The organism is Ideonella flava (genome assembly GCF_051857595.1).
Taxonomy (GTDB): domain Bacteria; phylum Pseudomonadota; class Gammaproteobacteria; order Burkholderiales; family Burkholderiaceae_C; genus Ideonella.
Genome location: NZ_JBPZHD010000008.1, coordinates 343,055 through 363,655, shown reverse-complemented (window position 1 = coordinate 363,655; position 20,601 = coordinate 343,055). Strand labels below are relative to the sequence as shown.

Annotated in this window: 19 protein-coding genes and 1 riboswitch; of the genes, 8 read left to right on the top strand and 11 right to left on the bottom strand. The window is 68.4% G+C overall.

All coding sequences use genetic code 11. The features are described 5' to 3' along the window. Positions 1 to 51: 51 nt before the first annotated feature. Positions 52 to 156: riboswitch (TPP riboswitch) on the bottom strand. Between the two features lie 128 nt (positions 157 to 284). From fdxA to ACS5PM_RS19355, 5 genes are all read right to left on the bottom strand, one after another. Next, positions 285 to 608 (bottom strand): ferredoxin FdxA, encoded by a 324-nt coding sequence (gene fdxA / locus ACS5PM_RS19375; RefSeq protein WP_439389313.1) that lies wholly within the window; start codon positions 606 to 608, stop codon positions 285 to 287. 97 nt (positions 609 to 705) lie between these two features. After that, on the bottom strand, positions 706 to 1,491 hold the full coding sequence (gene cobA, locus ACS5PM_RS19370) for a uroporphyrinogen-III C-methyltransferase (protein ID WP_439389312.1): 786 nt from the start codon (positions 1,489 to 1,491) through the stop codon (positions 706 to 708). Between the two features lie 18 nt (positions 1,492 to 1,509). Then, positions 1,510 to 2,310: a phosphoadenylyl-sulfate reductase gene (locus ACS5PM_RS19365; RefSeq protein WP_439389311.1), complete on the bottom strand. Its 801-nt coding sequence runs from the start codon at positions 2,308 to 2,310 to the stop codon at positions 1,510 to 1,512. Beyond that, complete coding sequence (locus ACS5PM_RS19360) at positions 2,307 to 2,810, bottom strand: DUF934 domain-containing protein (protein ID WP_439389310.1); 504 nt, start codon at positions 2,808 to 2,810, stop codon at positions 2,307 to 2,309. Before ACS5PM_RS19360 ends, ACS5PM_RS19365 begins: the two co-directional genes overlap by 4 nt. After that, on the bottom strand, positions 2,810 to 4,549 hold the full coding sequence (locus ACS5PM_RS19355; RefSeq protein WP_439389309.1) for a nitrite/sulfite reductase: 1,740 nt from the start codon (positions 4,547 to 4,549) through the stop codon (positions 2,810 to 2,812). Before ACS5PM_RS19355 ends, ACS5PM_RS19360 begins: the two co-directional genes overlap by 1 nt. A 207-nt stretch (positions 4,550 to 4,756) precedes the next feature. On the opposite strand from ACS5PM_RS19355, the gene ACS5PM_RS19350 reads away from it, so the two are divergent. Beyond that, positions 4,757 to 5,608, top strand: a complete 852-nt coding sequence (locus ACS5PM_RS19350; protein ID WP_439389376.1) for a patatin-like phospholipase family protein — start codon at positions 4,757 to 4,759, stop codon at positions 5,606 to 5,608. Between the two features lie 245 nt (positions 5,609 to 5,853). On the opposite strand, the gene ACS5PM_RS19345 is transcribed toward ACS5PM_RS19350, so the two are convergent. Then, positions 5,854 to 6,411, bottom strand: a complete 558-nt coding sequence (locus ACS5PM_RS19345) for a phasin family protein (RefSeq protein WP_439389375.1) — start codon at positions 6,409 to 6,411, stop codon at positions 5,854 to 5,856. 196 nt (positions 6,412 to 6,607) lie between these two features. Between ACS5PM_RS19345 and ACS5PM_RS19340 the strand changes: the two genes are divergently transcribed. The 7 genes from ACS5PM_RS19340 to ACS5PM_RS19310 are packed head-to-tail and all read left to right on the top strand — an operon-like array spanning position 6,608 to position 13,654. Continuing rightward, positions 6,608 to 7,558: a histone deacetylase family protein gene (locus ACS5PM_RS19340; RefSeq protein WP_439389374.1), complete on the top strand. Its 951-nt coding sequence runs from the start codon at positions 6,608 to 6,610 to the stop codon at positions 7,556 to 7,558. After that, positions 7,555 to 8,016 carry an acyl-CoA thioesterase gene (locus tag ACS5PM_RS19335; RefSeq protein WP_439389308.1) on the top strand — a complete coding sequence of 154 codons (462 nt, stop codon included), beginning with the start codon at positions 7,555 to 7,557 and terminating at the stop codon, positions 8,014 to 8,016. The genes ACS5PM_RS19340 and ACS5PM_RS19335 overlap by 4 nt, the downstream gene beginning before the upstream one ends. A gap of 5 nt (positions 8,017 to 8,021) precedes the next feature. Continuing rightward, positions 8,022 to 8,732 (top strand): nitroreductase, encoded by a 711-nt coding sequence (locus tag ACS5PM_RS19330; protein ID WP_439389307.1) that lies wholly within the window; start codon positions 8,022 to 8,024, stop codon positions 8,730 to 8,732. Beyond that, positions 8,725 to 9,972, top strand: a complete 1,248-nt coding sequence (locus ACS5PM_RS19325; RefSeq protein WP_439389306.1) for an SLC13 family permease — start codon at positions 8,725 to 8,727, stop codon at positions 9,970 to 9,972. Before ACS5PM_RS19330 ends, ACS5PM_RS19325 begins: the two co-directional genes overlap by 8 nt. Then, positions 9,969 to 10,967 carry a 2-hydroxyacid dehydrogenase gene (locus tag ACS5PM_RS19320; RefSeq protein WP_439389305.1) on the top strand — a complete coding sequence of 333 codons (999 nt, stop codon included), beginning with the start codon at positions 9,969 to 9,971 and terminating at the stop codon, positions 10,965 to 10,967. The genes ACS5PM_RS19325 and ACS5PM_RS19320 overlap by 4 nt, the downstream gene beginning before the upstream one ends. Positions 10,968 to 10,991: 24 nt before the next feature. After that, positions 10,992 to 12,446 carry a DNA recombination protein RmuC gene (locus tag ACS5PM_RS19315; protein ID WP_439389304.1) on the top strand — a complete coding sequence of 485 codons (1,455 nt, stop codon included), beginning with the start codon at positions 10,992 to 10,994 and terminating at the stop codon, positions 12,444 to 12,446. An 8-nt stretch (positions 12,447 to 12,454) separates the two neighbouring features. Beyond that, entirely contained in the window at positions 12,455 to 13,654 is a 1,200-nt protein-coding gene (locus tag ACS5PM_RS19310) for an MFS transporter (protein WP_439389303.1), read from the top strand. A 10-nt stretch (positions 13,655 to 13,664) separates the two neighbouring features. Here ACS5PM_RS19310 and ACS5PM_RS19305 read toward each other — a convergent pair whose 3' ends face one another. From ACS5PM_RS19305 to ACS5PM_RS19285, 5 genes are all read right to left on the bottom strand, one after another. After that, positions 13,665 to 14,291, bottom strand: coding sequence for a glutaredoxin family protein (locus ACS5PM_RS19305; protein WP_439389302.1), 627 nt, complete (start codon positions 14,289 to 14,291; stop codon positions 13,665 to 13,667). A 67-nt stretch (positions 14,292 to 14,358) separates the two neighbouring features. Next, the gene (locus tag ACS5PM_RS19300) at positions 14,359 to 16,386 is read right to left on the bottom strand and encodes a M3 family metallopeptidase (protein WP_439389301.1); all 2,028 of its coding nucleotides are present in this window, start codon (positions 16,384 to 16,386) and stop codon (positions 14,359 to 14,361) included. Positions 16,387 to 16,417: 31 nt separating this feature from the next. Continuing rightward, on the bottom strand, positions 16,418 to 17,272 hold the full coding sequence (gene folD, locus ACS5PM_RS19295; RefSeq protein WP_439389300.1) for a bifunctional methylenetetrahydrofolate dehydrogenase/methenyltetrahydrofolate cyclohydrolase FolD: 855 nt from the start codon (positions 17,270 to 17,272) through the stop codon (positions 16,418 to 16,420). A 126-nt stretch (positions 17,273 to 17,398) separates the two neighbouring features. Continuing rightward, positions 17,399 to 18,022 carry a response regulator transcription factor gene (locus ACS5PM_RS19290; RefSeq protein ID WP_439389299.1) on the bottom strand — a complete coding sequence of 208 codons (624 nt, stop codon included), beginning with the start codon at positions 18,020 to 18,022 and terminating at the stop codon, positions 17,399 to 17,401. Then, positions 18,019 to 20,589, bottom strand: coding sequence for a PAS domain-containing sensor histidine kinase (locus ACS5PM_RS19285; protein ID WP_439389298.1), 2,571 nt, complete (start codon positions 20,587 to 20,589; stop codon positions 18,019 to 18,021). Before ACS5PM_RS19285 ends, ACS5PM_RS19290 begins: the two co-directional genes overlap by 4 nt. Between the last annotated feature and the right edge of the window lie 12 nt (positions 20,590 to 20,601).

Here is a 20,601-nt window from a genome sequence, read left to right as displayed (position 1 = left end):
GGCAGGTCGGCAAGTTCGGAAGGAGGCTTCGCGCGCAGTTCAGTCGCACGCGGCCGTCTTGAGCTGCTTCCCTGCGCGAGGATTACCTCAATCAGGTTCGAAGGGTGTCTCTCAGTCGGGCGGCAGCAGGGCAGCCCGACACCCCTAGCGGATGCGCCACGGCGTCGTCATGACCCCGCGGCGACGGGATTATCGCCGCGCAGGCGGGTCGTACGCCCTCTCGGCGGTCAAAGAAAAGCCCGCGTGGCTGGCGCCAGGCGGGCGGTTCGGCCGGGGCGGTCGACTCAGCGGACGAGCTGGTCGAGCTTGTCCTTGCGGTCCTTCCACTCATCGGCATCCGGCAGGGCCGGCTTGCGCTTGGTGATGCTCGGCCAGCCCTTCGCAAGCTCGGCGTTCAAGGCGATGAATTTCTGCTGGTCGGCCGACACGTCCTCCTCCGGGAGGATCGCGTTGACCGGGCACTCGGGGATGCACACCGCGCAGTCGATGCACTCGTCGGGATCGATGGCCAGGAAGTTGGGGCCTTCGCGGAAGCAATCGACTGGGCAGACGTCGACGCAGTCGGTGTACTTGCAGCGGATGCAGGCTTCGGTGACGACGTGGGTCATGGGTGGCGGTGGCAGTGGGAAGTTCGAGAAGATCGGGCCCCTCGGGGCGCGAAGGCCTCGGCTCACGCCAATGCGAGCCGAAGCAAAGCGATGAATTTTAAGGCCTGGTGAAGGCGGCGGCGGGATCGCCCTCACTGGCCGCGGGCTCGTCGCCCGCGCGTACACCGGCCGGACTGGCCCGCTGCAGGACCGGGCGGGCGCCCACGCCGACGGTGACCACCGCCGGCCGGCCCGAGTGCACGAGGCAGGCCGTCGGCAAGGTGCCCACGTCGTGATCGCTGACGATCTGGTCCGGCCAACCGGCCCGCGAGACCACGCAGACCGGCGTGTCGGCCGGCCAGCCCGCCTCGGCCAAGCGGCGCGCCAGCATCGCAAGCTGGCGTCCTGCCATGTAGAACACCTCGGTGTCGGCGCGGCGACCTGCGTTCAGCTCCCGCTCCTGCGTCATGGCCGTCGTCAGCGCCACGCTGCGGCCGTCGCCGCGACGAGTCAGCGGGCGTGAGGAAGCGGCTGCGGCCGCGAGTGCGGAGGTCACCCCCGGGATGACCTCGCTCGTGATGCCGGCCTCTGCCAGTGCCTGCTGCTCTTCCTCCAGGCGGCCGAAGACGCTCGGGTCTCCGCCCTTCAGGCGGGCGACGATCGCGCCGGTCGACGCGTACTGGACCAGCAGCACGTTGATGCGGTCCTGGCCTGTGGAGGCGGAAAAGCCGCGCTTGCCCACATCGACCCATTCAGCGGCGGGAGCGAACTCGCGCAGCGCCGGATCGGTCAGCGCGTCGTAGAGCACCACGCTGGCGCGGGCCAAGGCGCGGGCGCCACGCAGCGTGATCAGATCCGCTGCCCCCGGGCCGGCGCCGATGAAGATGACGTGCCCGGCACTCAAGCAGCATTCCCCGGAAGATCAGGCGGCGACCGCCTCGCCACTGGCGGCGTGGCGATCCGTCTGGACGGCGTGCAGGCCACACTCCTTGGCTTTCTCATCCTCCCACCACCAGCGGCCGGCACGGAACTCCTCACCCACGGCAATCGCGCGCGTGCAAGGTGCGCAGCCGATGCTCGGCATGAACTGGTCGTGCAGTGCGTTGTGGGGCACGTCGTGGGTGGCGATGTAATGCCAGATGTCGTTCCAGGTCCAGTCGGCGAGCGGGTTGAACTTGATCCGGCCGTTGGCTTCGACCTCGCGCAGCGGCACGCCGCCGCGGTTCGCCGATTGCTCGCGTCGCAGCCCGGTGACCCAGGCCTCGCGTCCATCGAGCATGCGCGACAGCGGTTCGAGCTTGCGGATCTCGCAGCAATTCTTGCGCAGATCGATGCTCTGGTACATCGCCTCCTCGCCGTGGCGGCGGACGAAATGCACGACCGACTCCTCGCGGGGGGCATACACCTCCACCGCGAGGCCGTAGCGCTGCTCGATGGCGGGGATGAGTGCCAGCGTTTCGGCGTGCAGCTTGCCGGTCTGCAGCGTGCCGATGGCGATCGGCAGGCCGAGGCGAGCAATGAGGTCGGTCAGCACCATGTCCTCGGCGCCCAGGCTGGTAGCCTGGACGATCGACTCAGGATGGGCCGAAGCCGCTTCGCGCAACTGGGCGATGGTGGCCTCGACGCGCTCCTCGTAGCCCTCGGTGTGCCGGGCGTACAAGGAGATGGCGCTAGATGCGGCTGCCGTGGGGAGGAAGGACAGGGAAGACTGCTGGGCGCTCATGCCGGAACCCTCGCGAACAGCGGGCGCGGCTGGTGCACGTCGCCCTGATAGAAGTCGGTGACCAGCGTCAGTGCCCGGCGGGCACTGGACTCGCTCTGGCCATCGCGCAACTGGACCGCATCGAAGCCGGTGCGGGCCAGCAGCGGGAGCATGTCGACAACCACGTCTCCGGTCGCACGGATCTCGCCGGCATATCGAAGGCGGGCGCGCAGGACGCGGGCCTGGCTGTACGCGCGGCCGTCTATCCACTTGGGGAACTGCAGCGCCACCAGCGAGAAGCGGGCAAGGTCGTCGGTCAGATCCTCGACATCCGCCGTGTTGGCCAAGGTGATGCCGACCGGCACGTCCGCAGGCCAGGTGTTGCGCACCGCCTGCCACTGCTCGGCCGTCAGGAGGCTGTACGGGGCCACAGGCGGAATCGGTGTCGGGCCGAATTCGCCGACGACGGCGCGCCAGGGATCGTGCGCGGGCTTCACGAAGTTCATCGGGAACTGGCTCATCACACGGCCTCCACAGCTTCGGCGGCCGCGACTGCCTTGACGGGGGCCACGGCAGTCTCATGGCGAACCGCGTCGGCCGCGGCGCGGAAGGGCGCCACGCCAAGGCGGCGAGCCGTGTCGATGAAGAGCTCGCCGGCGGCACGCTCTCGACGGAAGACATCGATCAACGCCTCCACCACGTCGGGCACCTCGTCGGCCGAGAAGGAGGGGCCGATCACCTTGCCCGGCGTGGCGGCACCACTCTGAGTCGAACCGTCGGAGCCGCCGATCGAGACCTGGTACCACTCGGCGCCGTCCTTGTCGACGCCCAGGATGCCGATGTGGCCGGTGTGGTGGTGGCCGCAGGAGTTCATGCAGCCGCTGATGTGCAGGTCGATGTTCCCGAGGTCGTAAAGGGCGTCGAGATCGTCGAAGCGCTCGCTGATGCTGGCAGCGACCGGGATGGAGCGGGCGTTCGCCAGGGCGCAGAAATCTCCCCCCGGGCAGGCGATCATGTCCGTCAGGAGGCCGATGTTGGGGGTGGCAAAGCCGGCTTCCTTGGCTGCGTGCCAGACCGAGAAGAGATCGGCCTCGCGGACCCAGGGAAGCACCAGGTTCTGCTCGTGCGAGACACGCAGCTCGCCCAGCGAATAGCGGTCTGCAATGGTGGCGGCCGCCTCCATCTGGCTGGACGTCACGTCCCCGGGGGCCTGCCCCGCGCGCTTGAGCGACAGGGTCACGGCGCGATAGCCGGGAATCTTGTGGGCGTGCACGTTGCGTTCCATCCAGCGCAGGAACGCGGTGGGAGCGGGGCCCGTGCGGTGGGGGTCGAAGCCGTTGGTGGCCGGGCGCACGCCGGCGGGCAGTTCGAAGTGCCGTGCCACGCGCTCCAGTTCGGACACCGGGATGATGTGGTCACGGCCGTCGGCATCCTGCTCCAGGATCTTGGTGAACTCGGCGTTGACCGCGTCGATGAACTTCTGACCCTCGGCCTTGACCAGGATCTTGATCCGCGCCTTGTAGGCGTTGTCGCGTCGGCCGAACCGGTTGTAGACGCGGACGATCGCTTCTATGTAGACCAGGATCTCCTGCCAGGGCACAAAGGCATTGACGACCGTGCCGATGACCGGGGTGCGGCCCATGCCGCCCCCCACGTAGACCTCGAAACCGACTTCGCCGGCCTCGTTCTTCACCAGCTGAAGGCCCACGTCATGCCACGCTATGGCGGCCCGGTCCTCCACCGTGCCACTCACGGCGATCTTGAACTTGCGCGGCAGGAAGGCGAACTCCGGATGCAGCGAGCTCCACTGGCGCAGGATCTCGCAATACGGGCGGGGATCGACGATCTCGTCGGGGGCGATGCCTGCAAAGACATCGCTGGTGATGTTGCGGATGCAGTTGCCGGAAGTCTGGATGCCGTGCATGTCGACATCCGCCAGCAGGTCCATGGCATCCGCCGAACGCGGCAGCGGAATCCAGTTGTATTGAATGTTCTGGCGGGTCGTGAAATGACCGACGCCCCGATCGAGTTCGCGGCCGATGCGGGCCAGCTGGCGCAGTTGGCGCGACGACAATTCACCATAAGGGACCGCCACACGCAGCATCGGCGCGTGGCGCTGGATGTACCAGCCGTTCTGCAACCTGAGCGGGCGGAAGTCGTCGTCCGTCAGCTCGCCGGCCAGGTTGCGCTCGAGCTGATCACGAAACTGCGCGGCCCGTTGGCGGACAAACTGGCGGTCGAAAGAGGTGTACTGGTACATGTGAAAGTCGAAAAAGCTTTGCCGCTTATGCGGCTTGGTGGGGACTCTACGGATCCCTCATATGCTTGGAAAGAACACAAATTTCACTTGAATATTCCATCTGAATCTAAAGCCGGCTTTTTCGAGCGTCGCCGGAAGTGCTGCACCCATCTGTTCTGGGCCCTGGCCGCGGCCGGCCCGTTGACGGCCTGCCAGACCACGGCTCCCGTGCCGCCTCACCACGCGGTGACAGAGCCGCCGGTTGTGGCGCCACAGCCGCCGAGCAACCCCCCTGCGCCGCCACGGCCGCCCCGCATCGGCCTGGCGCTGGGCGGCGGCGCCGCACGCGGATTCGCCCACATCGGGGTCATCCAGGTCCTGGAGGAGAACGGGATACGGCCGGACCTGGTGGTCGGAACCTCTGCCGGCAGCCTGGTGGCGGCTCTGTACGCCTCGGGCAAGAGCGGCGTGGAGATGGGCAGCCTCGCGCAGTCCATGGACGAGTCCGGCCTGACCGACTGGTCCTTTCCCGGCCGTGGCCTGATCCGCGGCGAGGCGCTGGCCCGCTACGTGCGCGCCCAGACGAGCGGCCTGACGATAGAACAGATGAGGCTGCCGCTGGGCATCGTGGCCACGGACCTGTCCGACGGACAGCCGATCCTGTTCCAGCGCGGCGATGTCGGTGCGGCGGTCCGGGCGTCCAGCGCGGTGCCGGCGGTGTTCCAGCCCGTGCGGATCGGCACCCACGAATATGTGGACGGCGGCCTGGTTTCGCCCGTGCCCGTGCGCTTCGCGAGGCAGATGGGAGCCGAATTGGTGATCGCGGTGGACATATCCACCCCTCCGGACGGCAACGGGACAGGCGACGCCTTGCGCATGCTGCTGCAGACCTTCGCGATCATGGGCCGCAGCATCAACCGCCTGGAGCTCAAGGATGCGGACGTGGTCCTCAGACCGACCCTGGCGGGTGTGTCCGGCGCCGACTTCACGGCCCGCATGAAGGCCGTCCAGTCGGGGCGGGAAGCTGCCCTGGCGGCATTGCCTCAGCTGCGTCAGCGGATCGCTACGCTCACCCGCTGAGCCAGCACATCACGAAAAAAACCCGGCCCATCCTTGCGGATGGCCGGGTCGGAAGGTACCTGGAAAGCCAATCTTTCAAGAGGTACCGAGGAGACAACCTTCCATGAAGGCCGCGCCACTCAGCAGGCGCGGCCCATGAGAGATAACCGGCACGCGACGGAAGTTCCGTCACCGTGAACTGGCCTTCGCGTGCTCCTCGGCGGCCTTGGCGCCTCAGGCCTTCGGTTTTGCTCGTCTGACCAGGATCAGGCGGCGGCGCGGCGCGTGGCCTTCGGAGCCGACTGGGCGGCCTTGACGGCGGTGGTGGTCACGGCCTGGAAGTTGGCTTCGGCGACTTCAGCAGCCTGCTTGGCGGCCTTGTGGGCGCTTTCGTAGGCGTTGTTGGCGGCCGAGATGGCGGACTTCACCAGGGCAACCGCGCTCTCGGTGCCGGCCGGGGCGTTCTTCACCGCGGTGTCGACGCCGGCCATGAACTTCTTCTGGGCGTCGGCCAGCTGGGTTTCGGCGATCTTGGTCACTTCGGCGTTGGTCGAAGCGGCGATGTCGTACAGGTGGCGGCTGTAGGCAGCGGCCTTTTCGGCGGCCGGTTGCAGCAGGCCGGCTTGCAGGGACAGCAGCTCTTGCGCATCCTTGACAGCCAGGGTGGCCTTGGCGGTCTCGGCGACTTCGCCCAGCGAAGCCTTGGCGACTTGCAGGTTCAGCTCGACGAGCTTCTCGACGCCTTCGAAGGCCTTGTTGGTCAGGTCGAACAGGGTTTCGACGTTGGCCTTTTGAGCGGCGAGGACTTGTTCAGCGGTCAGCATAAATTTCTCCAGAGGGATGGTGAGGAACAACACGGGACTGCAGCCCTTCCAACATCTATGGTGCGCTGCAACATGACTCGAAGTATAGGCGCCCAGAGCAGCATTGCAAGCTGTTTTGTTGCACTGCAGCAAAGTCTAGGGATATCAGCCTAGACCTTCCTGGTGACGGCGCTGTGGCAAATTGCGTCGCACCATGATGCTGGCGTACACGTCCGACCTTTTCGTCCTGCCGCTGCCCGAGGGTCACCGGTTCCCTATGCCGAAGTACCGCCTGCTGCGCGAGCGGGTCGCCGCGGAGCTGGCCACGGCCGTGGAACTGGCGGAGGCCCCGGCCGCCACGGAGGGCGAACTCGCCCTGGCGCACGAGCCCGTCTATGTCAGCGCGGTGCTCGAAGGCTTGCTGAGCCCGGCGGCGCAGCGCGAAATCGGCTTTCCGTGGTCTGCCAGGATGGCCGAACGGGCCCGCCGGTCGGTGGGCGCCACGATCGCTGCAGCCCGCACGGCCCTGGCCCAGGGCGTGTCGGCCAACCTCGCCGGCGGCACCCACCATGCCAGCGCGGAAAAGGGCTCCGGCTATTGCGTCTTCAACGACGTGGCGGTGGCCGCTCGCCTGATGCAGGCCGAATGGCACCGGAAGCACCGGGCGTTGTTGCGCGTGCTGGTCATCGATCTGGACGTCCATCAGGGCAACGGCACGGCGGCCATCTTTGCCGAGGACCCCACGGTGTTCACCTTCTCCATGCACGGCGAGCGCAACTTTCCGTTCCGCAAGGCTGCCAGCGACCTGGACGTCGAACTGCCCGACGGCTGTCGTGACGAGTCCTACCTCGGCGCGCTCGACCAGGCCATGCAGGCGATCTGGCGTCACCACGAGGGTCGTCAGCCGGGCCTGGCCTTCTACCTGGCGGGAGCCGATCCCCATGAGAACGACCGCCTCGGGCGGCTCAAGCTGAGTGCCCCCGGCCTCGCCGAACGCGACCGTCGCGTGCTGACCGCCTTGCGCGAGCGCGGCATTCCCGTCGCGCTCAGCATGGCGGGCGGCTACGGTCGTGACATCCACGAGACGGTAGCCATCCAGGCACACACGCTCGCGCTGGCGGCTGAAAGCTGGCGCGCCTGGCAGGCGATGGAACAATCGCCTGCATGACCGTAGACGCCGCCGCTCCAGCCCCCACCCGACCCCAAGCTCCGGAGCGTGGTAGCTACCCGGCGTTCCGACCGATCAGCACGCGCTGGATGGACAACGACGCCTACGGCCACGTCAACAACGTCGTCTACTACAGCTTCTTCGACACGGCGGTGAACGGCTTTCTCATCGAGGCCGGTGCCTTGCAGATAGAGACCAGCCCGGTGATCGGCCTGGTCGTCGAGACGCATTGCAACTACTACGCGCCGCTGGCCTTCCCCCAGGCCGTCGAGGCCGGCTTGCGGGTGGCCCAGGTGGGCCATTCGAGTGTCCGCTACGAGATCGGGCTGTTCGCCGCGGGCGACGCCCAGTGCGCCGCGGCGGGTCATTTCGTCCACGTCTATGTCGATCGCCAGACCCGCCGGCCTGTGTCACTGCCCGAGGCCCTGCGAGCGGCCCTGCAACCACTGCGAGGGTGAATGCCATGACATCGAACTCCGTACCGTCCGAGGCGGCGGTTGCCGCCGTCGATGCGGCCATCACCAGCCGCCGCTCCATCCGGGCTTTCCTGCCCACGCCGGTGCCGCGCCAGACCATAGAGCAGATCCTGGCCGTGGCGTCGCGCGCGCCGTCCGGCACCAACACCCAGCCCTGGCGGGTGCACGTGCTCACGGGGGAGGCGCGCAAGCGCCTGTCCGACCGCATCCGCGCGGCCTATGACCAGCCCGAGGAACGGATGCAGCACAGCGAGGAGTACGCCTACTACCCGACGCAATGGCGCGCCCCCTACATCGACCGTCGCCGCAAGGTGGGCTGGGACCTGTACGGACTGCTGGGCATAGGCAAGGCCGACAAGACCCGCATGCATGCGCAGCATGGCCGCAACTACGATTTCTTCGACGCCCCGGTCGGACTGATCTTCACCATCGAGCGAGTGATGCAGCAGGGCAGCTGGCTGGACTACGGCATGTTCCTGCAGAACGTCATGGTGGCCGCGCGGGCGCGAGGGCTGGACACCTGCCCGCAGGCGGCGTTCACCCAGTTCCATCGCGTGATCGCCGCGGAACTCGGCCTGCCGCCCGAAGAGATGGTCGTCTGCGGCATGGCGCTGGGGCATGCCGATCCGGATGCCGTCGAGAACAGCCTCGTCACAGAGCGCGAGCCGGTCGCCGGCTTTGCGCGCTTTCATGGCTAGCTGGCCGCTGGAGTTCTGGCTTTTCGGGGCGATGCTGGCCGGCGTGGCGCTGTTCCACCGTGCGGCGCTTCGCATCGCGCTGGGCGGGGTGACGGCCATCTCGCTGTACAAGATCCTGGCTTCGCCTTTCGCCGCAGGCCCCGGCCTCGCCGGCTTCGGCACCCATCTGCAGCACGAGTCCGTCGTGCTGTCCAACCTGCTTCTCTTGCTGCTGGGCTTCGCCCTGCTGGCCGAGCACTTCGAGCGCAGCGAGCTGCCCGCGCTCCTGCCGCGCTGGCTGCCGGACGACTGGAAGGGATGCTTCGCGCTGCTCGCGCTGGTGTTCGTGCTGTCGGCCTTCCTCGACAACATCGCGGCCGCCATGATCGGCGGCGCGATCGCCCACACGGTCTTCCGGGGGCGCCTGCACATCGGCTACCTGGCCGCGATCGTGGCGGCTTCCAACGCTGGCGGCGCGGGCAGCGTGGTGGGGGACACCACCACCACCATGCTGTGGATCGCCGGCGTCTCGCCGCTGGAGGTGCTGGAGGCCTTCATAGGATCCGCCGTAGCGCTGGTCGTGTGCGGCGTGCCCGCCTCGATCCAGCAGCAGGCCTGGTCGCCGATCCAGAAGGACGAGTCGGCGCATGTGCACATCGATGGCGTGCGCCTGGCCGTCGTCGGCTTCATGCTGCTCGCGGCCATAGGCACCAATGTGCTGGTCAATACCCGCTGGGCGGACACATCGCAGCGCTTCCCTTTCCTGGGCGTCGCGGTCTGGGTGGCGCTGCTGATGGCGGCCCCGTGGCGGCCACCGGCCTGGCGGCTCCTCCCGGGCGCTTTCAAGGGCTCGATCTTTCTGCTGGCGCTGGTGCTCGCGGCGTCGATGATGCCGGTGGAGCGGCTGCCGCCGGCGTCCTGGTCCACCGCGCTCGGGCTGGGATTCCTCTCCGCCGCCTTCGACAACATCCCGTTGACCGCGCTCGCCCTGAAGCAGGGCGGCTACGACTGGGGCTTCCTCGCCTATGCGGTAGGCTTTGGCGGCTCGATGCTCTGGTTCGGCTCGTCTGCCGGCGTGGCGCTGGCCAACATGTACCCCGAAGCGCGATCCGTCGGCCTGTGGCTGACGCGGGGCTGGTACGTCGCAGTGGCCTACGTCGCCGGCTTCCTGGTGATGCTGGGGCTGATCGGGTTCCAGCCCGGCAGCGTGCCCGCCCGGCATCCAGCCGTGTCCCTGATGACGAGGAGCTTGTCGCCATGAGTGCAGATCAACGTCCCCGCGTGTTCGTCGCGCGCCGCCTGTTCCCCGAGGTCGTCGACCGCCTGCGGCCGCACTTCGAGGTCGACTATCGGGAGGCCGACGACCCGATGACGGCAGAGGCGCTGATGGCGCGCCTGCAAGGCTGCGCTGGGGCGCTGATAGCCGGCACCGAACCCATCAACGCCCCGCTGCTGGACGCGTGCCCGCAACTGCGCGCGGTTTGCAGCATGGCCGTGGGCTTCAACAACATCGACGTGCCGGCCTGCACCGCGCACGGCGTGCTGGCCACCAACGCCCCCGGCGTGCTGACGGAGACCACGGCGGACTTCGGCTTCGCGCTGATGATGGCCACGGCACGCCGCATCACCGAAAGCGAGCACTGGTTGCGCGCCGGCCGCTGGTTGCATTGGTCGGTCGATCTGTTCGCCGGCTCCGACGTCCACGGTGCCACGCTCGGCATCATCGGGATGGGCCGCATTGGCCAGGCCATCGCGCGTCGAGGTGCCCTGGGTTTCGGCATGAAGGTGGCCTACCACAACCGCAGCCGCCTGCCGGCCGAAGAAGAAGCGGCGCTCGGCGCGCGCTACCTCGGCCTGCACGAGCTGCTGCGCGAGGTGGACCACCTCGTCATCGTCGTTCCCTATTCGCAGCAGACCCATCACCTGATTGGCGCTGCCGAACTGGACCTGATGAAGCCCACCGCTACCCTGACCAACATCGCACGGGGCGGTGTGGTCGACGACGCGGCACTGGCCCAGGCCCTGAAGGCGCGCCGAATCGCTGCGGCCGGACTGGACGTGTTCGAGGGCGAGCCGCAGCTGAACCCCGCGCTGCTCGAAGTCCCCAACATCGTGCTGACCCCTCACATCGCCAGTGCCAGCCTGCCCACCCGCCGGGCGATGGCCGATCTCGCGGCGACCAATCTCATCGCCGCGTTGACCGGCGGCGCACCGCCCACTGCCTTGAACCCCGAGGTCCTCGAACGGCGAGGGTGAACGCCGCGCTGCGACAATGCGGCGATGACCCTGGGTGACTGGCTGACGATTGCGCTGCTCGCGCTGAACCTTGTTCTCTTGTTGTGGATCCTGGGGCGCCGCCCCGCGGCTGATGCGACGGTGCCTGCGCTCGAGCAGCTGGCGCAGCAACAGCTCCAGGGTGGCGAGCGCCTGGAGCGCGAACTGCGCAATGAAGTGCAGGCCAGTGCCAGCGCCACCCGCGGCGAGCTGGGCCGAAGCCTGTCGCTGTTCCAGCAGGCCCTGCTGACCCAGTCCGGCGACGTCGCGCGGACGCAGAACGAGCAGATCGACAGCTTCCGGGGCCAGCTGGCCGCGATGCAGCAGCAGGTGGCCCAGGCGCTGCAGACCAGCGTGCAGGCCCTGACGCAGGCGCAGGTCCAGGGCCGGGAAGCGCAGGACATGGCGCTCAAGCGCTTCGCCGACAGCCAGGCCGAGCAGCTCAAGAGCCTGTCCGAGGCCAACGAGCGGCGCCTGGCCGACGTGCGGCAGGCGGTCGAACAGCGCCTGGCCACCCTGCAGGAGGGCAACGAGCGCAAGCTTGAGCAGATGCGTGCAACGGTCGACGAGAAGCTGCACGCGACCCTCGAGCAACGGCTGGGTGAAAGCTTCAAGCAGGTGGCCGATCGGCTGGAGCAGGTCCACAAGGGGCTGGGCGACATGCAGGCCCTGGCGCGCGATGTAGGCTCGCTCAACCGCGTGTTGACGAACGTGAAGACGCGCGGCATGTTCGGCGAGGTGCAGTTGGCGGGCCTGCTGGAGCAGGTGTTGACGCCCGATCAGTACAGCGTCAACGTCGAGACGGTGCCGGGCAGCCGCGAGCGGGTCGATTTCGCCATCCGCCTGCCGGGGCGTCGAGACGACGGCGCCCCCTTGTGGCTGCCCATCGATGCCAAGTTCCCGCGTGAGGACTACGAGCGCCTGCTCAACGCGCAAGACGAAGCCGACAAGCCTGCGATGGAAGCGGCCGCCAAGGCCATCGAGACGCGGCTGCGGCAGGAGGCCAAGTCGATCCGCGAGAAGTACGTGGCCGCGCCGTACACGACCGATTTCGCGATCCTCTTCGTACCGACCGAGGGCTTGTACGCCGAGGCGTTGCGCCGCCCAGGGCTGGTCGAGGGGCTGCAGCGCGAATACCGCATCACCCTGGCCGGCCCGACGACTTTGATGGCCACCCTCAACAGCCTGCAGATGGGCTTTCGCACGCTCGCGCTGGAAAAGCGCAGCGCCGAGGTGTGGGAGGTGCTGGGGGCGGTCAAGGGCGAGTTCCACAAGTTCGGCGAAGTGCTGGCCAAGACCAAGCGCAAGATCGAGGAGGCCGGCAACCAGATCGAGATGGCCGAGACCCGCACGCGGGTGATGGCTCGCAAGCTCAAGGGGGTCGAGGCCCTGCCTGAGATCGAGGCCCAGGCGCTGCTCGGAGCCTCGGCCACGCCCGACCAGGACGAACTGGATCTGTAGGGCCACGGTTGACCAATCCCCAGCCCGACACCGTCTCGCCGGCCGACCCGCGCCGTACGCTGCGGGCAGCTGTCGGTGCACTGATCTGCGTTCACGCCGCCATGGCGGCGACCCGCGTGACGGCCAGCCTGCTGGTGCTGCAACAGGGCTACCCGGAGTGGACGGTCGGCGCGTTGTTGTCGCTGTTTGCGGTCGCGCCTTTGGGCTTGTCGCTGTGGGCCGGGCGCCTGGCCGACCGCCACGGCTTGCATCGGCCCCTGGCGGTGGGTGTGGCCATGGGGGCCGTCGGCGCAGCGGCGGCCGTGCTGAGCCAGCATCCGGTGGCGTTGTCCTTTGCGGCGCTGGCCACGGGCGGCGCGGTGGCCGTGGCAGCGGTGGGCATACAGCGCGAGGCCGGCCTGTTGGCGCGCGAGCCCAGCGACCTGAAGCGGGTGTTCAGCTGGATAGCGCTCGGGCCGGCCTTGTCCAACGCCTTGGCGCCGATCATCGTCGGCCTGCTGATCGACCACGTGGGCTTTCGCGCAGGCTTCGTCTTTGCGCTGTTGCTGCCGGCCATCGCCTGGTGGCTGGGTCGGCAGGTTCCGCGCGCCGTGGTGACCGCTCCTCGAGCGGCCGAAGAAGACAGCCGCGGCCGCCCGCGCACCGCCTGGGGCCTGCTGCGAATGGTTTCGCTGCGGCGCCTGCTGCTGGTCAATCTGGCGCTGTCCGCCTGCTGGGATGCGCACACCTTTGCCGTGCCTGTGCTGGGCCATGCGCGGGGGCTGAGCGCCTCCAGCATCGGCCTGATCCTCGGCTCTTTTGCGGTGGCGGCGACGCTGGTGCGCCTGGCCATCTCGCGCTGGGCCGAGCACCTCGAAGAGCGACGGGCGCTGCGCCGGGCGATGGCGCTGGCCACGGCTGTGTGCGTCGTCTACCCGTGGCTGCCGGGTGTGCCCGGCATGCTGGCCGGCTCGGCCCTGCTCGGGTTGGCGCTCGGCTCGGTGCAGCCGATGATTCTTTCGATGCTGCACCAGGTGACGCCTTCGGACCGCCACGGCCAGGCCCTGGGCTTGCGCATGCTGGTGACCAACGGCGCCACCATCGTCATGCCCTCGGGCTTCGGGTTTCTGGCGGCGCTCACCGTGCCCGCCGCGCCCCTGTGGCTCATGGGTTCGCTGGTGCTGGGCGCGCAGCTCGCGGCGCGGCGCATAGAACCGGCGCCGGGCTGACGCCGCGGAATCAGAAGCGGATGTTCGGGCCGCTGGCCGGCCGGGCCGGGGCCGTGTCGTTGGGCGACGGGGCGGCGGCGTCAGCGGCGTTCGCCGGCGTGGGCTCGACGATGGTCAGCAAGGGCGTCGGCAGCGGCTGGCGGTAGCTGGCCGGCAGCTTGTTCTCCTTCGGGTAGCCGGCGGCGTCGAGGTAGCTGTGCCACTCGCCCGGCGTCAGGCCCTTCACCTGTTGCTGGCCGACGGCCAGGACCGGGACATTCGTCGTGCCCGCCAGCCGCTGCAGTGCGGCCTGGTCGGCGCTGGTGTTGTTCAGCGTCTTCTCGGCGAAGGGGATGCCGCGCTGGCGCAGCAGCTGCCGCCCGCTGTCGCAGGGCCCGCAATCCTTGCTGGTGTACAGCGTCACCGGGTACTTGCCGGCCGCCTGCTGAACCTCGAAAGGCAGGCCGACCAGGCTGGGCGCACCGCCACCACCGGCTCCCACGGCCACCGGCTTGACCTTGGCGCTGCTGTCGACGGGCGGGGTGTCGGTGTAGGTGACCTTGCCGTCCGGGCCGACGACCTTGTAGACCGCATGCGCCGGACCGGACAGGACCAGCAGGGCGGCGGTGGCGAGCAGGGTGGGGCGAAGAAACTTCATGGCAGTCGGGTGGGGTCCAGGGAGTGAAGGCGAATCTAGCGGAACTCGGTGGCGGCAGAGGCCGGCCTCAGGCGGCGATGCCCTGGTGCCGCAGCAGAGCATCGATGCTGGGCTCGCGGCCGCGGAAAGCCTTGAAGCTCTCGAGGGCCGGCCGGCTGCCACCGACCTCCAGGATCTCGCTGCGGTAGCGGCGGCCGGTGTCCGGGCTGAGCACGCCTTCCTCCTCGAAGGCGCTGAACGCGTCGGCCGACAGCACCTCGGCCCACTTGTAGCTGTAGTAGCCGGCCGAGTAGCCGCCGGCAAAGATGTGCGAGAACGTGTGCGAGTTCCGCGCGAAGGGCGGCGGCATGATGACCGCGACCTCGCGGCGCACCTCGTCCGCAATGGCCTGCACGCGCTGCGGGGCGTCGGCCTCGGTGTGCAGCCGCATGTCGAACAGACCGAACTCCACCTGGCGCAGCGTCTGCAGGCCGCTCTGGAAGTTCTTGGCCGCCAGCATCTTGTCGAACAGGGCGCGCGGCATCGGCTCACCCGTCTCCACATGGGCGGTGAGGTGCTTCAGGACGTCCCACTCCCAGCAGAAGTTCTCCATGAACTGGCTGGGGAGCTCGACCGCATCCCACTCGACACCGGCAATGCCCGACACGCCGAGGTCGTCCACCTGCGTCAGCAGGTGGTGCAGGCCATGGCCGAATTCGTGGAACAGGGTGATGACGTCATCGTGGGTGAGCAGCGCGGGCTTGTCGCCCACCGGAGCGGCGAAGTTGCACACGAGATGCGCGATGGGCGTCTGCAGGCGGCCGGTGTCCGGACGGCGCCAGCGCTCGCGCGCGTCGTCCATCCAGGCACCCGGGCGCTTGCCTGGGCGGGCGTGGGGATCGAGGTAGAACTCGCCCACCAGCTCTCCGGCCCGCTCGATGCGGAAGAAGCGAACGGACTCGTTCCAGACGCGGGCCTGGCTGGGGCGGATCGCCACGTCGAACAGCGTCTCGACGATCTTGAACAAGCCGTCGAGCGCCTTGGGCAGCGGGAAGTAGGCCTTGACCTCCTGGTCGCTGAAGGCGTAGCGGGCCTCCTTCAGCTTCTCGCTGGCGTAGGCGATGTCCCAGGATTGGAGATCCGGCAGTCCGAGCTCGCGCGCGGCGAATTCGCGCAGCTCGGCCAGGTCGCGCTCGGCGCTGGCGCGGGCCTTGTGCGCCAGGTCGCGCAGGAAGGCCATGACCTCGGCCGGCGTGCGGGCCATCTTGCTGGCCAGCGACACCTCGGCGTAGTTCGCGTAGCCGAGCAGCTGCGACTCCTCCTGCCGCAGGCTGAGCAGCTCGGCCATGATCGGCGAGTTGTCCAGCTCCGGCGGGCCCTGCTCGCAGGCGCGGGTCACGTAGGCCGCGTAGAGCTTCTCGCGCAGCGGCCGATGGCTGCCGTACTGCAGCACGGGGAAGTAGCTGGGGAAGTGCAGGGTGATCTTGTGGCCGGCCTGACCGTCCTTCTCGGCCGCCTCGCGCATGCCCTGCACCACGTCGGCCGGCACGCCGACGAGCTCTTCGGCCGTCGCGTAGTAGGCGAAGGCGTCGGTGGCATCGAGCACGTGGTTGGAGAAGGCTTGCGACAGCTCGGCCATGCGGTCCTGGAGGGTGGCGAAGCGCGCCTTGGCTTCGCCCTGCAGGTCGGCGCCGCCGAGCTTGAAATCGCGCAGCCAGTGGGCCAGGGCCTGCTGGCGCGGTGCGCTGAGGGAGGCTGCACCCGGGCTGGCGGCCACCGCGCGGTACTTGGCGTACAGGCGCTCGTCGCTGCCCTGGCGGGTGTAGAACTCCGTCACTCGCGCGAGGTTCCCGGCGTGTGCGGCACGCAGCTCAGGCGTGTCGGCGACGTGGTTGAGATGGTTCACCGCCCCCCAGGCGCGGGCCAGCTTCTCGGTCGCGACCGCCAGCACCGCGGACATGGCGTCGAAGTCGGCCGGCACCTCCGGCCCGACCACGCGTTCCAGCGCGGCGTTGGCGCCGGAAAGCAGTTCGTCGACGGCCGGCGTGACATGCTCGGGCCGGATCGCGTCATACGCCATCGGGCCTTCGAACTGGAGCAAGGGGTTCGCGTTCATCTCGTTTCCCGTGGGGCAGTGATGGACTGACTCAGATGCCGGCGCGGCGTTCCGCGGCTTCGATGGTGTTGACCAGCAGCATGGTGATCGTCATGGGGCCGACGCCGCCCGGCACCGGCGTGATCCAGCCGGCGATCTCGCTCACTCCCGCGAAATCCACGTCGCCGCAGAGCTTGCCTTCGTCGTTGCGGTTCATGCCGACGTCGATGATCACGGCACCCGGCTTGACCATGTCGGCCGTCAGGACGTTGCGCCGGCCCACGGCCGCCACCACGATGTCCGCCTGCCGCGTGTGATGGGCCAGATCCGGCGTGGCGCTGTGGCAGACGGTGACGGTGGCGTTGGCGCCCAGCAGCAGCATCGCCATGGGCTTGCCCACCGTGTTGCTGCGCCCGATCACCACCGCGTGCTTGCCGGCGATCTTCTGGCCCGTGCTTTCGATGAGCTTCATGCAACCGTAGGGCGTGCACGGCCGAAAGCCGGGCAGGCCGGTCATCGTCTCGCCCGCGGAAAGGACCGAGTAGCCATCGACATCCTTCTTCGTCGAGATGGTCTCGATCACCTTTTGCGGATTGATGTGCTTCGGCAGCGGCATCTGCACCAGGATGCCGTGGATCGCGGGATCTTCGTTCAGGGCTTCGATGCGGGCCAGGAGCTCCGCTTCGGTCAGCGTGGCTTCGTACTTCTCGAAGACCGAGTGCAGGCCTTGTTCCTGGCAGGCCTTGACCTTGTTGCGCACGTAGACGGCGCTGGCCGGGTCATCTCCGACCAGGATCACGGCCAGTCCGGGTTGGTGGCCCTTGGCCGTTAGCGCTGCCGCGCGGCGGCCGACGTCGGCGCGCAGCTGGCGCGACAGGGCGGTGCCATCGATCAGTTGGGCGGTCATGATGAGGATCCTTGGTCAGAAGCGCCAACGGGGCCTTGGGCCCCGTTGCTCAAATGTTCACGGGGCCGCGAAGGCCCCGTTGATTGGAAGTGTCGGAGAGCGTGACGAAGTTCCGGCCTCGCGGGCTCAGGCCTTGTGCGAGGCGCCCAGCGCGATCTTGAGCAGATCGGCCACGGTGTTCGCGTTCAGCTTTTCCATGATGTTGGCGCGGTGCGCCTCCACCGTCTTGATGCTGATGCCCAGGTCGTCGGCGATCTGCTTGTTGAGCCGGCCGGCGACGATGCGCTCGAGCACCTGCGCTTCACGGGTGGTCAGGCGCGACAGCAGGGCATCGCGGCTGGCCTGCTCCTGGTAGTGCGAGAAGGCGACCCGGGCCTGGTCCAGCATGCGCTCGACCAGGGTGACCAGCTCGTCTTCCTTGAAGGGCTTCTCGATGAAATCCATCGCGCCCTTCTTCATCGTGGTGACGGCCATCGGCACGTCGCCATGGCCGGTGATGAAGACGACCGGCAGCGGGCTCTTGCGCTCGAGCAGCCGGTCTTGCAGCTCCAGTCCGCTCATGCCGTCCATGCGGATGTCGGCGATCAGGCAGGCGACTTCGCGCGGATCGAAGCGGGACAGGAAGGACTCGGCGGAGTCGAAACACTTGACCCGGTAGTCCTTGCCTTCGAGCAGCCACTGGAGTGAGTCTCGAACCGCCTCGTCGTCGTCGACCACATAGACAGTACCCTTCTTCGGAATCAGGCTCATGAGGCGGAGGCGTTCGGGTTCGAGGCGGCGGCCACGTCCGGCACTTCAGGCACCGGCGCGGCTTCGGCACGTTGGGAGAGGTCGACAGGCAGGGTGAAGGCGAACCGGCACCCGGTGACCGACCCACCATTGTAGAGGTTCTGGGCCCGAATCCTGCCGCGGTGGGACTCGATGATCGAGCGGCACAGCGACAGGCCGATCCCCATGCCTTCGGCCTTGGTGGAGAAGAAGGCTTCGTACAGGCGGGCCAGCACGTCTTCTTTCATGCCGGGGCCCATGTCGGTCACGCTGAACTCGATCACGCCGCCTTCTTCGGGCGTGTGGCGCGGCACCACGCGCAGCTCGATGTGCCGGCGCGAGTTGGCCAGGTGCGCGCTGTCGATCGCCTCGGCCGCGTTCTTGAGCAGGTTCAGCAGCACCTGCTCGATCAGGATCGGATCGACGTGCAGCATCGGCAGGCGCTGCGCGACGTACGTGTGGATGGACACCTTGCGCCGGCGCAGCTCGATGCCGGCCAGCTCGACCGCATCCTCGACGATGTCGCGCGCGTGTGCCGGCTGGCGCTGCGGCTCGCTGCGCTTGACGAACGACCGGATGCGGTGGATGACCTGGCCCGCGCGCTCGGCCTGGCGGCCGGTCTTCTGCAGGGCGGCGATCAGGTCCTCGGTGCCGATGGTGCCGTTGCGCACCCGGCTGACCATGCCATTGCAGTAGTTGTTGATGGCGGTCAGCGGCTGGTTCAGCTCGTGTGCCACCGACGACGCCATCTCGCCCATGGTGATGAGGCGGCTGGTGACCTGCGCCTTCTCGGCCTGCTGCTGGGACTGCTCCTCTACGCGGCGGCGGGCGGTGATGTCCGTGGCGATCAGCATCTGGGCCAGCCGGCCGTCGGTCCATTGCAGGTACCGGGCCCGCACGTCGAACCACATCTGCAGCGACTCGACGAAGACCTCGCGCGGCTGCGAGCCGCTTTCGGTCAGCGGCTGGGTGGGCAGGCCGGACAACCCGTCGACCTCCTCGTCCGGCTCGGGCAGGTAGGGCACGCCGGGCGAGCTGTTGGCCAGCAGGGCGTGGCCGCGGGCATCGGCGCCAAACCAGAGCCGGTAGGAGCGGTTGGCGAACAGCAGCTCGCTGTGCTGAACCGAAAGCACCGACACGGCCGCATCCAGGCCCTCGAGCACGGTGGTGAAGCGTTCGTGCGAGGCCGAGAGCTGGTCGCGGATGCGCTTGGCCTCGGTGATGTTGGTGACCGAGGTCATCCAGCCGGCCTGCTGGCCCTTGGGGTCGATCAGCGGAGAAACGTACATGCGCGCGTCGAAGATCGAGCCGTCCTTGCGCATGACCTTGACCTCGATGCCGCCCACCGGGCTGCGGCCCTGCAGCTCCTGCTGCAGCAGGCGGTTGTTCTCCTCGATGCGGTCCGGCGGCCAGTAGGGGAAGGGCGGATAGCGGCCGATCAGCTCGGCCTCCGCGAAGCCGGTCATCGCGCAGAAGGCCGGGTTCACATAGGTGACGCGGCCGTCCTTGTCCATGGCTCGCATGCCGGTCAGCATCGAGTTCTCCATCGCCCGGCGGAAGTTGGTCTCCTGCGCCAGGGCATTCTGGATCTGCGCCCTGCGCCGCATGTGGCGCCAGGTGCCCAGCAGCATCCACACGGTCAGCACCGAAAGCGCGACGACCATCCAGAACAGCGTGTTGCCGATCAGGCCGATGGAGGTGCGATAGCCCTGTCCGCGCAGCGTGAGGCCGTTGGACATGGGCGCCAGCGGCAGGTCGTATTGCAGCGAGGGCACGGCCGCCGGTTGGCCCGGCGTCGAGCTGACCGTGCTGACCAGCACCCGGCCGTCGGGTCCGAGGACGCTGACCAGGTGGCGCCGCGTCACCTCCGTCGGCACGAAGAAGCGCACCAGGGCCTCGACCGAATACTCGACGATGAGCGTGCCCGCGAAATTGCTGCGGTCGATCAAGGGCACCTGGATCTGGAAGACCGCCAGTCCGCTGGCGTCGGTGAACGGCCGGGAGTAGACGGGTTGGCGGGTGTCGCGCGCAGCCATGAAGGCGTACTCGGCCTCGCTGCGGCGCCCCTCGGCGGGCAGGGAGGGATCCGCCGCACTCGGGCCCGCGCTGTCGTCGCCCCTGAAGCTCAGGACAGCCTGGCTCGCGCGCACGTGGCGCTGTGAGTTGATCCAGGTGAAGTGGCGGACCTCCGGCCGTTCGCGCTGGAAGGCGCCGGCCTGGCCGAGGAACTCGGCGGTGTCGATGTCTCGCGTGACGAGCTCGCGCGCGATGCGCACGAGCTGCTCCTGGTTCTCGATCAGGTGCAGGCGGATCTGCTGCTGGGCGACCTCGGTGTCGCGCCGCAGCGCATCGGTGGCACGGTCGATCTCTTCGCTGCGCAGGTACCAGAAGGCGGCGGTGATGGCGGCCAGGAAAAGCAGCACCGACACCAGCGGACCTATCGTCGCGAAGCGGTCCTGCCGGGCCGGCGATTGCTGGCGCCACCAGCGGCCCACCAGGCGCTGCAGGCGCGAAGGCGAGGGTTTGAGCGGTTCGCGGGCCAGGACCATCGGCGCGATTAT

Excerpts from the sequence above, each read along its gene's own strand:
- fdxA (WP_439389313.1), bottom strand. The coding sequence starts at position 608 with ATGACCCACGTCGTCACCGAAGCCTGCATCCGCTGCAAGTACACCGAC.
- ACS5PM_RS19365 (WP_439389311.1), bottom strand. The coding sequence starts at position 2,310 with ATGAGCGCCCAGCAGTCTTCCCTGTCCTTCCTCCCCACGGCAGCCGCA.
- ACS5PM_RS19360 (WP_439389310.1), bottom strand. The coding sequence starts at position 2,810 with ATGAGCCAGTTCCCGATGAACTTCGTGAAGCCCGCGCACGATCCCTGG.
- ACS5PM_RS19355 (WP_439389309.1), bottom strand. The coding sequence starts at position 4,549 with ATGTACCAGTACACCTCTTTCGACCGCCAGTTTGTCCGCCAACGGGCC.
- ACS5PM_RS19345 (WP_439389375.1), bottom strand. The coding sequence starts at position 6,411 with ATGCTGACCGCTGAACAAGTCCTCGCCGCTCAAAAGGCCAACGTCGAA.
- ACS5PM_RS19340 (WP_439389374.1), top strand. The coding sequence starts at position 6,608 with ATGCTGGCGTACACGTCCGACCTTTTCGTCCTGCCGCTGCCCGAGGGT.
- ACS5PM_RS19335 (WP_439389308.1), top strand. The coding sequence starts at position 7,555 with ATGACCGTAGACGCCGCCGCTCCAGCCCCCACCCGACCCCAAGCTCCG.
- ACS5PM_RS19330 (WP_439389307.1), top strand. The coding sequence starts at position 8,022 with ATGACATCGAACTCCGTACCGTCCGAGGCGGCGGTTGCCGCCGTCGAT.
- ACS5PM_RS19325 (WP_439389306.1), top strand. The coding sequence starts at position 8,725 with ATGGCTAGCTGGCCGCTGGAGTTCTGGCTTTTCGGGGCGATGCTGGCC.
- ACS5PM_RS19320 (WP_439389305.1), top strand. The coding sequence starts at position 9,969 with ATGAGTGCAGATCAACGTCCCCGCGTGTTCGTCGCGCGCCGCCTGTTC.
- ACS5PM_RS19315 (WP_439389304.1), top strand. The coding sequence starts at position 10,992 with ATGACCCTGGGTGACTGGCTGACGATTGCGCTGCTCGCGCTGAACCTT.
- ACS5PM_RS19305 (WP_439389302.1), bottom strand. The coding sequence starts at position 14,291 with ATGAAGTTTCTTCGCCCCACCCTGCTCGCCACCGCCGCCCTGCTGGTC.
- ACS5PM_RS19300 (WP_439389301.1), bottom strand. The coding sequence starts at position 16,386 with ATGAACGCGAACCCCTTGCTCCAGTTCGAAGGCCCGATGGCGTATGAC.
- folD (WP_439389300.1), bottom strand. The coding sequence starts at position 17,272 with ATGACCGCCCAACTGATCGATGGCACCGCCCTGTCGCGCCAGCTGCGC.
- ACS5PM_RS19290 (WP_439389299.1), bottom strand. The coding sequence starts at position 18,022 with ATGAGCCTGATTCCGAAGAAGGGTACTGTCTATGTGGTCGACGACGAC.
- ACS5PM_RS19285 (WP_439389298.1), bottom strand. The coding sequence starts at position 20,589 with ATGGTCCTGGCCCGCGAACCGCTCAAACCCTCGCCTTCGCGCCTGCAG.